General features: G+C 71.6%; 13 protein-coding genes. 8 read left to right on the top strand and 5 right to left on the bottom strand.

The window, feature by feature from the left end; all coding sequences use genetic code 11:
• Positions 1-37: 37 nt before the first annotated feature.
• On the top strand, positions 38-1,072 hold the full coding sequence (locus FRAQA3DRAFT_RS12055; RefSeq protein WP_009739309.1) for a hypothetical protein: 1,035 nt from the start codon (positions 38-40) through the stop codon (positions 1,070-1,072).
• A 26-nt stretch (positions 1,073-1,098) separates the two neighbouring features.
• Here FRAQA3DRAFT_RS12055 and FRAQA3DRAFT_RS12050 read toward each other — a convergent pair whose 3' ends face one another.
• A complete protein-coding gene (locus FRAQA3DRAFT_RS12050; RefSeq protein WP_035922823.1) occupies positions 1,099-1,797 on the bottom strand; it encodes an NADPH-dependent F420 reductase in 699 nt (232 codons plus the stop codon).
• A gap of 272 nt (positions 1,798-2,069) precedes the next feature.
• On the opposite strand from FRAQA3DRAFT_RS12050, the gene FRAQA3DRAFT_RS12045 reads away from it, so the two are divergent.
• Genes FRAQA3DRAFT_RS12045 through FRAQA3DRAFT_RS12035 form a run of 3 tightly spaced genes read left to right on the top strand, consistent with a single transcriptional unit; the run spans position 2,070 to position 7,779 of the window.
• Complete coding sequence (locus FRAQA3DRAFT_RS12045) at positions 2,070-3,611, top strand: hypothetical protein (protein ID WP_051054321.1); 1,542 nt, start codon at positions 2,070-2,072, stop codon at positions 3,609-3,611.
• Positions 3,608-6,589: a DEAD/DEAH box helicase gene (locus tag FRAQA3DRAFT_RS12040; protein WP_009739306.1), complete on the top strand. Its 2,982-nt coding sequence runs from the start codon at positions 3,608-3,610 to the stop codon at positions 6,587-6,589. The genes FRAQA3DRAFT_RS12045 and FRAQA3DRAFT_RS12040 overlap by 4 nt, the downstream gene beginning before the upstream one ends.
• The gene (locus tag FRAQA3DRAFT_RS12035; RefSeq protein ID WP_009739305.1) at positions 6,586-7,779 is read left to right on the top strand and encodes a hypothetical protein; all 1,194 of its coding nucleotides are present in this window, start codon (positions 6,586-6,588) and stop codon (positions 7,777-7,779) included. Before FRAQA3DRAFT_RS12040 ends, FRAQA3DRAFT_RS12035 begins: the two co-directional genes overlap by 4 nt.
• A 32-nt stretch (positions 7,780-7,811) precedes the next feature.
• On the opposite strand, the gene FRAQA3DRAFT_RS12030 is transcribed toward FRAQA3DRAFT_RS12035, so the two are convergent.
• Positions 7,812-8,684, bottom strand: coding sequence for an NAD(P)-dependent oxidoreductase (locus tag FRAQA3DRAFT_RS12030; protein WP_009739304.1), 873 nt, complete (start codon positions 8,682-8,684; stop codon positions 7,812-7,814).
• A gap of 111 nt (positions 8,685-8,795) precedes the next feature.
• Between FRAQA3DRAFT_RS12030 and FRAQA3DRAFT_RS12025 the strand changes: the two genes are divergently transcribed.
• On the top strand, positions 8,796-9,107 hold the full coding sequence (locus tag FRAQA3DRAFT_RS12025) for a DUF488 family protein (RefSeq protein ID WP_232292013.1): 312 nt from the start codon (positions 8,796-8,798) through the stop codon (positions 9,105-9,107).
• A 300-nt stretch (positions 9,108-9,407) separates the two neighbouring features.
• Positions 9,408-9,764, top strand: a complete 357-nt coding sequence (locus tag FRAQA3DRAFT_RS12020; protein WP_009739303.1) for a group 1 truncated hemoglobin — start codon at positions 9,408-9,410, stop codon at positions 9,762-9,764.
• Between the two features lie 63 nt (positions 9,765-9,827).
• Here FRAQA3DRAFT_RS12020 and FRAQA3DRAFT_RS12015 read toward each other — a convergent pair whose 3' ends face one another.
• Positions 9,828-10,370, bottom strand: coding sequence for an Lsr2 family protein (locus FRAQA3DRAFT_RS12015; RefSeq protein WP_009739302.1), 543 nt, complete (start codon positions 10,368-10,370; stop codon positions 9,828-9,830).
• Positions 10,371-10,748: 378 nt separating this feature from the next.
• Here FRAQA3DRAFT_RS12015 and FRAQA3DRAFT_RS12010 point away from each other — a divergent pair, with 378 nt between their 5' ends.
• A complete protein-coding gene (locus FRAQA3DRAFT_RS12010) occupies positions 10,749-11,153 on the top strand; it encodes a PPOX class F420-dependent oxidoreductase (protein ID WP_009739301.1) in 405 nt (134 codons plus the stop codon).
• A gap of 58 nt (positions 11,154-11,211) precedes the next feature.
• Here FRAQA3DRAFT_RS12010 and FRAQA3DRAFT_RS12005 read toward each other — a convergent pair whose 3' ends face one another.
• Positions 11,212-12,009, bottom strand: a complete 798-nt coding sequence (locus FRAQA3DRAFT_RS12005) for a trans-aconitate 2-methyltransferase (protein WP_009739300.1) — start codon at positions 12,007-12,009, stop codon at positions 11,212-11,214.
• 82 nt (positions 12,010-12,091) lie between these two features.
• Positions 12,092-12,559, bottom strand: coding sequence for a hypothetical protein (locus FRAQA3DRAFT_RS12000; protein WP_157467313.1), 468 nt, complete (start codon positions 12,557-12,559; stop codon positions 12,092-12,094).
• 308 nt (positions 12,560-12,867) lie between these two features.
• On the opposite strand from FRAQA3DRAFT_RS12000, the gene FRAQA3DRAFT_RS11995 reads away from it, so the two are divergent.
• Entirely contained in the window at positions 12,868-13,698 is an 831-nt protein-coding gene (locus tag FRAQA3DRAFT_RS11995; RefSeq protein WP_035920896.1) for a hypothetical protein, read from the top strand.
• Positions 13,699-13,728: the final 30 nt, after the last annotated feature.

Below are 13,728 nucleotides of genomic sequence, written 5' to 3'. Positions count from 1 at the left end.
GGACGGGCTGACGGCGGGCGGCTGTAGGAGGGCGGACGTGGTCGACCGCAGCGGGGTCGCCGTGTCGTGGTCGCGGCACGGCGGGGCGGACTGCATCCGGCTGGCGGGGCTGGCGGAACTGGCTGGGCTGGAGCTGGCTGCGCGGGTGCGGATCCACCCGGTCAGCGCCGTGGCGCTCGGCACCGCCCCGCCGACGGCCGGGCGGCTGCTGCGCGACGGCCCCGACACCTGCTTCGTGCCACGCTTTCCCTTTCTCGACGGCACCGCGTACGTCGTCACCGTCGACGGTGCCGCCGTGGCCGAGCTGACCCGCGCCGGCGCCGACGAGGCGGCCACCACTGAAGTCCTCGCGATCCACCCGAGCGCGGCGACCGTGCCACGCAACCTGCTGCGCAGCTACGTCTGGTTCAGCGCACCGATGAGCGAGGGCTACGCGGCGGGCCACGTGCGGCTCGTCGACGACGCCGGCGATGTCCTGGCCGGGGCGCTGCTGGCGACCGAACAGGAGCTGTGGGACGCCGCCCGGCGCCGGCTCACCGTCCTGCTCGACCCGGCGCGGATCAAGCGGGGTCTCGCCCCGCACCGCGAGGCCGGCTACCCCCTGCGGTCCGGCGCACCGTTCCGGCTGGTGGTCGACGACGGGTTCCGCGACGCCCGCGGCCGCCGGCTGCGGGCCGGGGCCGAGCGGCGCTACCAGGTCGCCGGCGACGAGCGCCGCCACGTCGACCCGCACACCTGGACCCTGCGCGTCCCGCATGTCGGCACCGCCGAACCGCTTCAGGTCGGGTTCGGCCGGCCGCTCGACCACGGCCTGGTCGCCCGCTGCCTGCGCGTCGTCGGGCCCGAGGGCCGGCCCGTCGACGGCGTCGCGGACGTCGGCGCCGAGGAGCGGTCGTGGCGGCTGGCCCCGCGACAGGGCTGGGCGTGCGGGCCGCACCGGCTCGTCGTCGATCCCGTCCTGGAGGATCTGGCCGGCAACTCCGTCGGCCGGGTCTTCGACCGCGACCTCGCCCGCCGGACGGACGACCCCCGCGGCGCCCGTCCCGTCACGGTGACGTTCCACCCGCGCTGAGCCACCCGGCGCGGCGGGTGCCGGGCTCAGCCGCGGGCGATGTCCGCGTAGCGGCGGGCGGCGGCCAGCGCGGCCCGCACGGCGGCCGCGTCCACCTGGCCGCCGTCGCCGTGCACGCCGCCGTCGGGCCCGAAGTAGGGGGTGACGTAGACCGGGGTATCACGCTGGAAGCGCCATCCCTCGGCCAGCGGGCCGGCGTCGACGGCGTCGTATCCGAGCGCGTCGAGGAAGGCCGCGGCCGTCGCCCTGGCGTCCGCGTCGTCGCCGGCGATCGGCAGCGCCGAGCGGTCGGGCGCACCGGCGGGCCGGGCGAGCGACTGCAGATGCCGGTAGTAGATGTTGTTGAACGCCTTGACCACCTTCGAGGTCGGCAGGTGCTCGGCGAGCAGTTCGCTGGTGGTGGTGGACTCGTCGTCCAACGCGGCGATGGTGCCGTCCCGGTCCGGGTAGTAGTTGTTCGTGTCGATGACCACCTTGCCGGCGAGCGGCTCGACGGGAACGTCCCGGTAGGCCCGCAGCGGCACGGTCACGACCACGACGTCGCCGGCCGCCGCGGCCTGCGTGGCGGTGGCGGCGCGGGCACGCGGCCCGAGCTCGGCCACGAGGTCCCGCAGCGTGTCCGGGCCGCGCGAGTTGCTCAGGACCACGTCGTACCCGGCCGGGATGGCCAGGCGCGCCAGCGTCCCACCGATGTTGCCACTGCCGATCAGTCCGAGAGTCGCCATGACGGCGCCAACCACCGCCGGCACACCCCGCATTCCCCACACGCGGGACTGGCAGCAGTGTCGTCGTTCCGAGCTGGCGCGGAACGCTCGGACCAGGCGATTTCGTTGACGGGCCGAAGTCAGGGAAGGCTGTGAACTAACGTAAAGTAAGTGCTATATGCTCACCGGTGGTCGTTGGTCGGTCCTGCGATCAACCGGCTCCAGGGGTTGGCGAACCAGCGGGGGCGCAGTGAATGAATGATCCGGCCGGGGTACCACCTATCAATTTTCAGGTGCATCGCGTCCGTGCCTATGCCGAGGGGGGCCGGCATGAGTTCGAGCAGATGGTCGCGTCGCTCGTGGACACGCTGTACGGGCCAGCCCATGTCGTCCAAGCGGCCCCGGGCGACTGGGGCATCGATGTGTTCGTCGGCGATCTGACCGGCCGGGTGCAGATCTGGCAGGTGAAGTACTTCATCGACGGCGTCGGCCCCGGCCAGATGAGTAATGTCAGGAAGTCGTTTACCCGTGCCTGTCAAGCGGCGGCGGAGAACGGTTACCGGATCGAGAAGTGGACGCTGTGCGTCCCGGTGAGCCTGGACGGCCCGACGGGTCAGAGCTGGGAACGATGGAAAGTCAAGCAGCAGCACCTGACCGGCGTCGACATCGTCCTGTGTGACGAGACCCCGCTGCGCAACCTGCTGATGCAGCCGGAAACCGCGGGCATCAGGCGGGCCTATTACGACCCGTATGCCGAGACGCCGACGCGCCCCTCCCTGGCGCGTTTGCGCATCCGGCCCGACGACGACGTCCTCGACCTCGCCGACCCAGATGCCGGCACCTGGCGCGGCGGGGCGGAGCTGAGGGCCGGTAACACCCACTATCTGCTGCACGACCCGATCGTGGAGAGCGTCGGCCCGGACCGATCGTGGGTGCTGCGCGACGCCGCCGCGCGTGAGCTGGAGCCGCGGGCGCGGGTGGTCCGCCTGCGCCAGCTCCAGATCAGCCGCGCGACGCCCGATGCCCGGAATCGGTGGGCCGGGCTGCGAACACAGGCGGATCTGCTCGTCGAGCTTGCCGGCGCGGCCGGCCTGCCCCGCCTGCTGGTCCGCCACGGCCTCGACAGTGCCGACGGTGACGAACCCGAGCGCGCCGGCCAGGCTCTGCTGGTGATGTCGGCGCCGGCCGGACGGACGTGGCGGGACGTCCACGGCGGGCAGACAGACGCGCTCGGCGGTCAGCGCGGGAGGCGCGGTGAGCACGGCCCGCTCGGTCAGCGCCATGACCGCGCCCCGTCTCGTGGCCATCCGGATCGGCTGGCCACGGCGGCCGTGTTCGCCGCGGCCGCGGATCTGTGCCGGACGTTGGGAGCCCTGCACCGGCACGGGCACGCGCACCGGTCGTTGAGCCCGGACAACATCGTGCTCACCAGCCCGGGCCGGGCTCGGGCCGCGGTGGTTCCCTGCGACCTGGGGCTGGCCGGGATGACCGAGCTTGCCGGCGAGGGCGGTCCCTTCTCCGCACCCGAGCAGCGGCGTCACCAGGGCGGCGAGCCACGGCGTGGTCGCCCCGGACCAGGCACCGACGTCTACCAGGTCGCCGCGCTCGTCCTGGACGCACTCGGCGGGCGCCCACCCAGCCCGGCATCTGCTGGCACCTTGCCACCCCCGCCGCAGCCGGGACTGGAGGGAATGCTGCCCGGCTATCCGGCCCAGCTCGACGAGCTGCTGGCGGTGGCCTTGGACCCCGACCCGGCGCGCCGGCCCGTCATCGGGGCGCTCGGTGCCGGCCTGCGGGCCGCCCGCCGGCAGCTCTCGCTGGGCGGACAGCCATGACGAGCCAGCCAATCACCCTGCCTGGGCCGCTCGCCGTCATCCCCGCCCAGCGCGCCGTCGAACAGCTCGACGGTCGGCCCGACCTGCTGATCGGCGAGTTCGCCGAACTGTCCGGCCGCGGAGCGCTGCCTGCCCGGATCGAGCCAGACCGGCGGGATCCGGCCCGCGGGAAGCTGGTGGTCTACGCCCGCCGCCATGTCGCCTCGCTCTACCCGACCAAGATGATGGACGGATACCGGCTGGGGCACGTCGGCCGGCGGACCTTCCGGGACGAGGACCGGTTGACCACCGCCGCGATGCTCCTGCACTGCCCGGCCGGCTGGCACGCCTTCCACGATCTTCGTGACCTACCACGGGGCGACCGCTACTCGCAGCGACGATGGTCCACCCAGTGGGTCGAGCTGAGCCAGGCTTGGGCGGCGTTGTCGGCGCTGGCCGAGCCGCAGCCGCCGGAATCGACCGTCGCGCCCCACCACCAGCGTTACCTCGACCTGGTCGGCCGGATCATCGACGCCAGCCGGGATATCGAGGTCGCCAAGCAGGAGTCGGCCCCGCCGCTGCCCTACGCGCGCCGCGAGGCGACCCGGGAGCAGCGTTTCTCCGGCCGCGGGGTGTACGCCTTCCACCTCGCCCGGCCGGGCGAGGTGGCGGCCTCCGCGCTCGTGCACATCGCCGACCAACCCGAGCTGCGGGGCCGGGTCGAGCGGGTGAACGGCCGCGAAGTCGTGGTCCGGTTCGACCAGGCGGTGGACTTCAACCGGATACCACCGCAGGGAGAACTGCGGGTACTGCCCAGCGATCGGATCTACCGGATCCAGCAGGCCGCGGCGGACACCCTCGCCCGTGGCGAGGCGGCGAACCCGGCACTGCTGGCGAACCTCGTCGACGGCGTCGTTCTTCCTTACCAGCCGGATCCGGTGGCGCGCCCGCGCGGCCCCCTGAAGGGCAACCAGATCGCGGCGTTCTCCCGCGCGCTGGCCGTACCCGACCTGCTCCTCGTCCTCGGACCCCCCGGCACCGGCAAGACGACGACGATCACCGAGATCGTGCTGGCCTGCGTGGAACGCGGCCAGAAGGTTCTGGTCTCGTCGCACACGAACCGGGCGGTCGACAACGTGCTGGAGAACCTGCCGTCGGACGTCGGTGTCGTCCGGGTCGGCAGCGAGAGCTCGATGACCAGCGCCGCCCGCGCCCGCACCGTCGACAGCCAGATCGAGGGCGTCCGCCGGGACATCCTCGCGGACACCGCCCTGCTCGATCGGCTGGCTGCCTTCGAAGGTGACCGTCCCACGCTCGAGCGGTGGCTGGACTATCTGGCCGACCGACGCTCGACCGCCGCCGAGGCGCAGGCGCAGGCGCGGGTGGTCGGCGAGTCCCTCGACCTGGCCGTCGAGGCGCTCTCCCCGGAGCTGGTCACCGCCCGTCGCCACGCCGACGACGACCATGGCAGGCGGCAGGCGACGTGCGTCCGGTTGGACGAGTCGCTCGCCGCTGCCTACGCCGAGCTTCCGGCGCGGGAGGCCGCCGCGGATACCGCCGGCGCCCTGCAGTGGTGGCGGCGATGGCGGCTGACCCGGCTACGGCGCCGATTCGAGACGACCCTGGCCCGGCGGGCCGCGGCGCAGGCGGAGCTGGCAAGGGCGGCGGCGACGGTCGACGACCTGCGTGCGCAGGCGGCTGCCGTGGCGGCGAACGACCCGCACTGCCAAGGGCTCATCGCGGAGCGCGACCGGCTTGCGACGGCCGCTGCCGAGGCGATGGGCGCCGTCGTCCAGGCCGCCCAAGTCATCACGAGCGCGCTGCGCCCGTTGCTGCCCGTGCCCGACAGCGGTCCAGGCCCGGACGGCGACGCGATGGCCGATTGGGACCGCTTCCACACGTGGGCGACGATGGCGGTCGAGACGTTGCGCAGTCGTGGTGCGCTGTTGACAGAATGGCGGTCGCGGATCGGCGACGCGGAGTCGGAGCTACGCCACGAGCTCGTGCGTTATGCGGACGTCGTGGCCGCGACCTGCGTCGGGACGGCCAGCAGCCAGCTGCTGACCGATATCGTGTTCGACCTCGCGATCATCGACGAGGCCGGGCAGATCTCCACGCCGAACCTGCTGGTGCCGATGGTGCGGGCCCGCCGGTCGGTCCTCGTCGGCGACCACTACCAGCTGCCGCCGTTTCTCGACGACGACGTCCGGCACTGGTCCGAGCAGCTGGTGAAGGGCAACGAGCTACCGCCGGCCGAAGCCCAGGAGATCGGTGAGCTGCTGCGGGCGAGCGGCTTCGAGCACCTGTTTCCCCGGATCGGCGAGGACCACCGGATCGAACTGACCCTGCAACGTCGCATGCCCGAAGAACTGGCGCGCTTCGTTTCCCGGGCCTTCTACCAGGGACGGCTGCGCACGGAGCATCCCGGCGGCGGCGGGGATCCCGTCTTTCGCAGCCCGTTCGCGATGGTGGACACCTCGGACCGGCCGGAGGCCGAGCGGGCCGAGCGGCCGCTGCACGCGACCGAACCGTGGCAGCAGCGCGGTTATGTCAACGAGCTGGAGGTGGAGCTGATCGCCGCCGTCGTCGCCCGGCTGGCCGGCACGTATCGGGACTGGGCGGTGATCGTTCCCTACCGGGCCCAGGCAAGACGGATTGAGGCAGCCCTGGGCCGCGAGCTCGGCGACCCAGCCCGGGTGGCCGAGAACGTCGGCACTGTCGATTCCTTCCAGGGCGGTGAACGGGAACTGATCGTCTACGGGTTCACCCGGAGCAACGGGAGGGGTGCCGTCGGGTTCCTCAAGGAGCTGCGTCGGCTCAACGTGGCGATCACCCGGGCGAAACGTCAGCTCGTTCTGGTCGGCGACACCGCGACGTTGCGCTCGGCCGGCGACGAGGCCTTCGCCGAGATGGCCCGCGGCCTGACCGACTACCTGCGAAGCGACGGCGACCTGCGGGCGTCGATCGACCTCGAGCGACAGCTGCGGAGCGGGCCGTGAAACCAGTCCTCTACCTGCCTCGACGTGCGATTGAGGATGCAGCGACGATCCCCGGTGTACGGCCGCTGCGGCTGTTCCCGGTGCTCTGGCCGCTGTGGCGGACCGAGATCAGCGCGTCCGTGCACGACCCCCAGGCCTACGAGGTGCTCGACCACTTCCTGGTCCGCGCCGTCGCCGAGGGGCGTCTCGACAGCGTCGACGACCTCGCCCGGTTCTTCTCGCTGTCCGCCGCGCTGGTCCGCCGCTGCCTGGGCTTCCTGGCGACGATCGGGCATCTCACCATCCAGGACGGCGACGGCGACGGCGGGGGGCGGGTGGCGCTGACCGAGCTTGGCCTTAGCTCATGGCGTGCCGGAGTCCGCTACGTGCCGAAGGAAAGCCGCCAGACCCTGCTGTTCGAACGCTTCACCGGCCGGCCGCTTCCCCGGGCCTACTACGACGGGAACCTCACCGTCCTGCCGACGTCGAAGGTGCCCGAGGACCGCACGCCCGGCCGGACCCGCTTCCGCGCGCTGTTCGACGCGACACCGCTGCGCCCCGACGCCGTGACCGCCCTCGCGGCCCGTCCCGACCGCGCCGAATTCAACGTGCCGGCGGCGCTCGGCCAGATCCAGGTGCTGGCAGTCAGCGAGGGCTACCTGCCGTGCTACCTCATCCAGACGGCCGGGCACGGGCTGCTCGCCTACAGCGGCGTCTCGGAGCAGCGCGACGGGTTTCTCGCCGAGGTGTGCCGTGAGATCGACTCGGCCAGGATGCTCATCGAAGCGGAGCAGGCGGGCGACCCACGGGAGATCTGGACCGGTTGGCTCGCCCGGTCACCCCACGGCCCGGGAACGCTGCGACAGACCTCCGCCGGCATGTGGCGGATCGTCCTGCCGGCGAGCAGCTTCGGCGGCGAGGGGAAGCTGGCATACTCCCGGCTCGGCTCGTTCGAACTGTGGGACCACCACATCGCTCAGCTGTGGTGCGACGATGCGGCGGCGCGCCGCACCGCCGTCCACGAGCGGGCGCTGAGGATGACCCAGCTATCCGACGTCACCACCGTCGGCGACCTGCGCCGCCGCGCCGAACCCGTCGCCCGCGCCCTGGACGTGGCCGCGCCGAGCCTCGAGGACCTGCGCGAACACGCCCGGCGGACGAAGGCCCTGCACCTGCTCGGCCGCCTCGACCTACTGTCCGCCGCCCCCTGACGGCCCTCCCGTCGGCCCGTCGGCCCGTCGGCTCACCGCCGCTGGGCGGTCAACGGCAGGGGGCCGGACTGCACGACCTCGCCGAGGAGGCCGGTGTCGAGGCCGAGCGCGGCGGCGACCTCCTCGACCGCGGCCACGTCCTTGCGCAGGTACGGACCGGCCGCGGCGAGGAACTCCTCGACGCCCCCGATGGCCTGCAGATGACGGAAGACCACGCTGTCCGCGCTGCAGGCGGTGACGGCGGCGAGGAGGTCCCTGTCCTGGATGCCGAGCTTCTCGCCGAGCTGGACGGCGGCGACCGCGGTCTGGACGTGCGCCGCGAAGGTCAGATTGTTGATCAGCTTGACGGTCGTGGCGGAGCCGACCTCGCCGGTCCGCACGATCGTCGAGGCGTAGGCGGCCAGCAGCGGCTCGACGCGGTCGGCTGCCGCGGCGGCCCCGCCGATCAGCACGGTGAGCCGGCCGGCCAGGATGGCGGCGGACGTTCCGCTGATCGGGGCGTCGAGCACGGTGATGTCACGCGCCGCCGCGTCCGCGGCGAGCTGGCGAATGGCCTCGGTCGGCACGGTGGCGTGCTGCACGACGACGGACCCGGGCGTGGCGTGGGCGAGCAGACCGTCCGGCCCGCCGGCGATCTCGGCGAGCTGGGCCGCGGAGAAGGGGCACACGATCAGCACCGGCGCCGCGGCGGCCACCCGCTCCAGCGAGGGCTCGATGACCGCGCCCAGCTCGGCGAACCTGGCCTGGACCTCGGCCCGGCGGGCGTACAGGTGCACGGGCACGCCGGCCGCGAGCAGGCGCTCGACCATCGGCGCTCCCATGGAGCCGGCTCCGACGAAACCGACGGGGGATAAGACCCCCGGTTCCGCAGTCTCGTCTGGCGACGTCTGGTCGATCATGCTCATCCGCACCTCTCGTCCTCGGCGGGCCCGCCCGACACCCTTCGCCGTGCCCGGCTCGCACCCGGCGGGTCGTCGACGTCATCATGCGCTACCACGACGTCCGGCGGACCCTTCGTGGGCGGGTACACCAGGCGGGTGGAGCCGGCGCCGAACCTGCTCACCGTCGGCCATGGCACGCTCGTCGCGGCGGTCGATGAGCTGCTCGCCGAGGCGGCGACGATCCGCACGGCGGTGAGGTGCGCCGAGACGCTATGGTGGCGCTGCCACCGCCGGATGATCGCCGACTTCGTCACGCTTGCCCGCGGTGGCCGGGTGTCCCACCTGCACCATGACGGCCGCCTCGACCCGCACCGCCCGACCGCCGGCGTGCGCCGCCGTGACGACGGCCTACTCGTCTACGACGCCGGCTCCCTGTTCGCGGGGTGAGCGGGCCGAGCGGGAGGGGGATGGCCAGGTGACTCGCGGTCGCCCCCGTCCCGGACTGCCCGTCGATCGCCGGCCGTCGCCACCGGCCAGCAGGCGAAGCGTCTCCCGACGAACCGGCGGAAGGAGCCAGGCGGCCTGTTTCGGTCTGCCGTCCTTCTTCGCCGCGTGACCATCCGGCCCTTGGGTCGAAGGATTCTCCTGCGGTTCAGTGAACCCATCGGATAGTAAACGGCGCAGCCATGCGGCAAAACATGGTCACCGATCTTGGATCGGGCTACTCGTGCGAAAGCGAGACCTCTGATGAGTATCTACCAGAATATTGGTGGCGCGAAGGCCGTGAAGGCCGCGGTCGACGAGTTCTACGTCCGGGTGTTGGCCGACCCGGACCTCGTAGTGTTTTTCGAGGGCCGGGACCTGGCCAGCCTCAAGGCGAACCAGCGGGAGTTCATCGGCGCGGCGCTCGGCGGTCCCGAGATCTACCAGGGCGGGGACATGGCCCAGGTCCACGCCACCCTCGGAGTCACCGACGCCCACTTCGACGGGGTGGTGGGCCATCTGCTCGCGGCCTTCGCCAGCGCCGGCGTCCCGGCCGAAGCCGCCGGCGAGATCGCCGCGGTTCTCTCCCCGCTGCGTTCCGACATCGTCACCGCCTCGTAGCGTCCGGCCCACGGCGGATCAGGGGGCGCCGCGGAAGGACTGGGCGGAGAAAACCACCGCCGGTCAGTCCCGGCCGGGGTGCTCGGCGCCCACGGGTTCATCGCCGGCGTCCGTGGGCGTCGGGCGCCAGGCCCCGTCGACCTCGTCCCAGCCGTGCCCCCGGTCGTAGGCGGCCTTGAGCTCGCTCGACAGCCGCGGCCCCCGCTCCGGCACGGTCAGCCCGTGCTCGTCGGCGTGGTCCCGCAGCCACGCGCGGACCTCGCTGACGGAGGTGCTCTGGTGGGGGCGACGGACCTTGGCCCGGGCGGGCGCCGGACGGCTCGCCTCGCCCCGGACCTCGGGCGTCGTGATCGCGTCGTTCTGCTCCACCGCCGTCCACGCCGTGTCGATCCTGGCGTTGCGGGCGACGTCGACCGTCTCACCGTATTCCGCGTACTCGCCGAGTACGGACGCCACCTCGTCGCGGCATTCGTCGCACAGATCCAGCCGAACGAGCCGTCCGTCATACGCCAGAGCCGCGGTCTGCGTCGCCGCTGTCCTGTCCTTGGCATGGCGGCCGGCGTTGTCGCACCACACATTTACAAGTGATATAACCTCGCGCGCCATCAAGGTCACCTCATTCCTGGTCCGGACGCCCGCTATTCGGGCTTTGACGCCAGTTTAGTGGGGCCGCGGAGGCCTGGCAAATCCCGTTTTCCCGTGGCGTCGCAGGTCGTGCCGCCGGATTCGACGTGGGCCGCCGACCGGCGAGACAATCCGCTGTGGGTGCATGCGGCAGACCTATGCCGATTAAACTTCGCCGCGGACCACGCCTGCATTCGGCATTACCTCGCTCGGCGGTCGCGTGCCGGCCGATGTGACCGCGTGCCGGCACCGTGCGCCGACGGACGGTGGGACGGCAACCCCCGCGCTGGGCCGCGTCCCGACCTCGTCGGCCGGGCCCCGGCCTCACGCATGGCGGGCCGAGCGGGTAGGCATACAGGGGTGAGCACACCCGAGACGGCCGAGTTTCCGGCCTCCCACCGCGACCTGCTCGACTCTCCGCTGACCGCCGTCTTCGTCACGATCGGCCTCGACGGCCGGCCGCAGGCGACCGCGGTCTGGTACCTGCCCGACGGACCCACGATCAAGGTATCGATGATCAGCACACGGCGGAAGCTGGTGAACCTGCGTCGGAACCCGGTGGCCACCCTGTTCCTGGTCGACCCCGCCAACCCGGGACGCACCCTGGAGATCCGCGCCGACGTCGAGCTCGTGCCCGACCCGGACAAGACCGTCCTCGCCCGCATCACCGACCGCTACCACGTCGACTTCGCCCGGTTCAGCGCGCTGGACTCCGAGCGGACCACCGCCGTGCTGCATCCGCGGCGCGTCGTCGTCCTCGGCTGAGCAGCCAGCGACCCTGCGCCCAGCGGCCGACCCCGCGCCCGGTCGGCCGCCGCGCGGCTCACTTCCTGCGGCACGCCACGCGCAGCTCGGTGAGGTAGCGCTTGGTGATGGCGCCCCCGTAGTTGTGTTCGATCAGGTTCTCGATGCAGCGGAGAAGACCGTGTCGGGCGGGGGGCGCCAGGGCGCGGTGTCCGGAGTAGGTGCGCAGGACGTCGAGGTACTCGGCGCTCGTGTAGGGCAACTCCCACTCGTACCGGAAGAAGGTCGCCTCGTCGAAGCGGCTGGACCAAGCGATTTCCTCGCTGTCCTCGGCGATCTCGTCGGCGGGCTGCAGCCGCAGATTCGGCGGGGTCTGCGGGTCGAATCGCTCATAGCAGCCCTGAACGTCGGCGAAGAAGCGCTCGGTGCCACCGGCGACATGGTGGGTCGCGATGGTGGCCAGGGCACCACCGGGACGCAGCGCCGCCGCCGACTTCTCGACCCGCACGGCCGGGTCGATCCAGTGGAACGCGGTCGCGGCGAACACCACGTCGAACGGCTCCGGCGGCAGCGGCCAGTCCTCGAACACGGCGTTGAGGACCTGCACGTCCCGGTGACCGGCGAGATTGCGGCGGGCCACCGCGGCCATCTCCGGGCCCAGCTCCACCGCCACGATCCGGCATCCGCGCCGCGCGAGCGGCACCGTGGCCTGGCCGGTTCCGCAGCCGATCTCCAGCACGCGGCACCCCGCTCCGAGCCCGACCATCGCGGCGAGATCGTCGAACATCCGGGGTGGATATCCCGGCCGCGCCCGGTCGTAGAGCTCGGCGTCCTCGGTGAAGGTGGCTCGCAGCCGTTCGCGGTCTGAGCTGGTCACGCAGCTGAGCCTAGGGCGACCACGGTGGACGCGGGCCGGCCGGGAGCTCCCGGCCGGCCCGCGTCATGCCTTCAGAACCGGATCAGACCGGCAGCCGCTGGAATCTGATGCAGGAGACCTTGCCGTCGAGATCGCCGCTCCGGTAGTGATAGGTGTGGGTTATCGAGCCGGCGACGAAGTTCTGCTCGAAACTGTTCACCCGCGCCGATCTGTTGAGCGGCTGAATCCGGGTCACCGCGTAGTCGGAGGTGGTGCGGCAGGACGAGTCGTTGAAGACGGTGAGCTGCACACCCCGGTAGTCGACGGCGCTGCTGACGAAGCGGACGGACTTCGTGTCGTCGTTCTCGCAGCCATACGGGTCGGTCTTGAAATTGACATCCTGCAGGGTGGTGGAAGGCGACAGGTAAATCGAGCACACGATGTTCCCGTAGCCGTTGTAGCCGCTGTAGAAGGTCAGGCGCGTGTCGCTGCTCTGGGCGGCCATCGACGGTCCGGCCCCCGCCAGGACGGCTGCGACGATCGCAGCCAGCAGTCCCACGGGGTAGAGCACTCTCCGGATCCCCCGTGCGCCGATGCCAACGGTCATCTCTCCTCGCTTTCGCTCGTTCCGCGCGGTCTTTCTGCTGACATCGCCGGGTCGGCCGCCGGAGGGTCGCCGTGTGACGGCACGCCCCCCGGCGCGCGCCGTCGCGAATCCAGCCCGCCTGCGCGGCGGCGACGTGGCCGGATCTCGGTCAAGGTCGGCGCCGGCCGCCGCTTTCGTGAGCCGGCACTCGATGTCAAGTAGGAGTTCTACCCAGTTGCCCCGCCTGTCGCGTCGCAGTCATCCAGGAGGGTCGGGATGGCGGGCATGCCACCATGGTCAAGACCTGCGAGCACGACCGCAAGTGTCCTTTTGGGAACCCTCGGGGGAGCACCTTCACCATGAACGACGTCCATGCAACCACCAGGGCCGAGCTGACCAGAGCCGATCTCCGAAAAATCATGGATCTTGCTCACCAGCTGAACGACGTCACGACTGTCCGGCAGCTACGCCAAACCATCATGGAAGCGCTCGGGAGGCTGATCGGAGGAAATCTCGTCGGTCTCAACGAGATTGCGCTACCCGGGTTCCGCTCCATTGTCCGGTACTGGCCGGAGGAGCCTTCGATCGACGATCTGAACGAGCGGGTGAGCGCGTATCTCCACCTGCATCCCACCGCCTGCTACTACTTCGACACTGCGGCGGACTTCCTGCCGACGATGGTCAGTGACCACGTGACTCCGGTTCGATGGCGGGAAAGCCCCGCCTACCAGGAGATCTTCGTGCCGATCGACGCGGTCCATCAGCTCACGATCCCCCTGTTCCCCGACGTCGGCGTCCAGCGCGCGGACGCGTACGCGATCAACAGGGAGGCGGGGACCGACTTCAGCGAGCGGGACCGGGCCGTCGCCGCCGCGCTGCAGCCGCTGCTGGTGAGCGCGCACAGGAGGCTGGCGCATCATGGTGGCGACGGGCTCACCGAGCGGCAGGTGGACATTCTCCGCCGGCTCGGGACCGGTCAGACGCAGGAGGCGGTCGCCCGATCCCTGCGGGTAAGTCGGACGATCATCAAAAGGGAACTGGCGGCGTGCAACGTGAAGCTCGGCACGGTGAACGTCACGAGCGCCGTCGCCAAAGCCGCGCATCTGGGGATCATCACGCCCTGACACACCCCGCGCCACAGGCCCCCAGACGGG

Source organism: Frankia sp. QA3, from assembly GCF_000262465.1.
GTDB lineage: Bacteria > Actinomycetota > Actinomycetes > Frankiales > Frankiaceae > Frankia.
The sequence above is the reverse complement of the archived record's forward strand: the minus strand, read 5'-3'. Positions and strand labels throughout refer to the sequence as shown.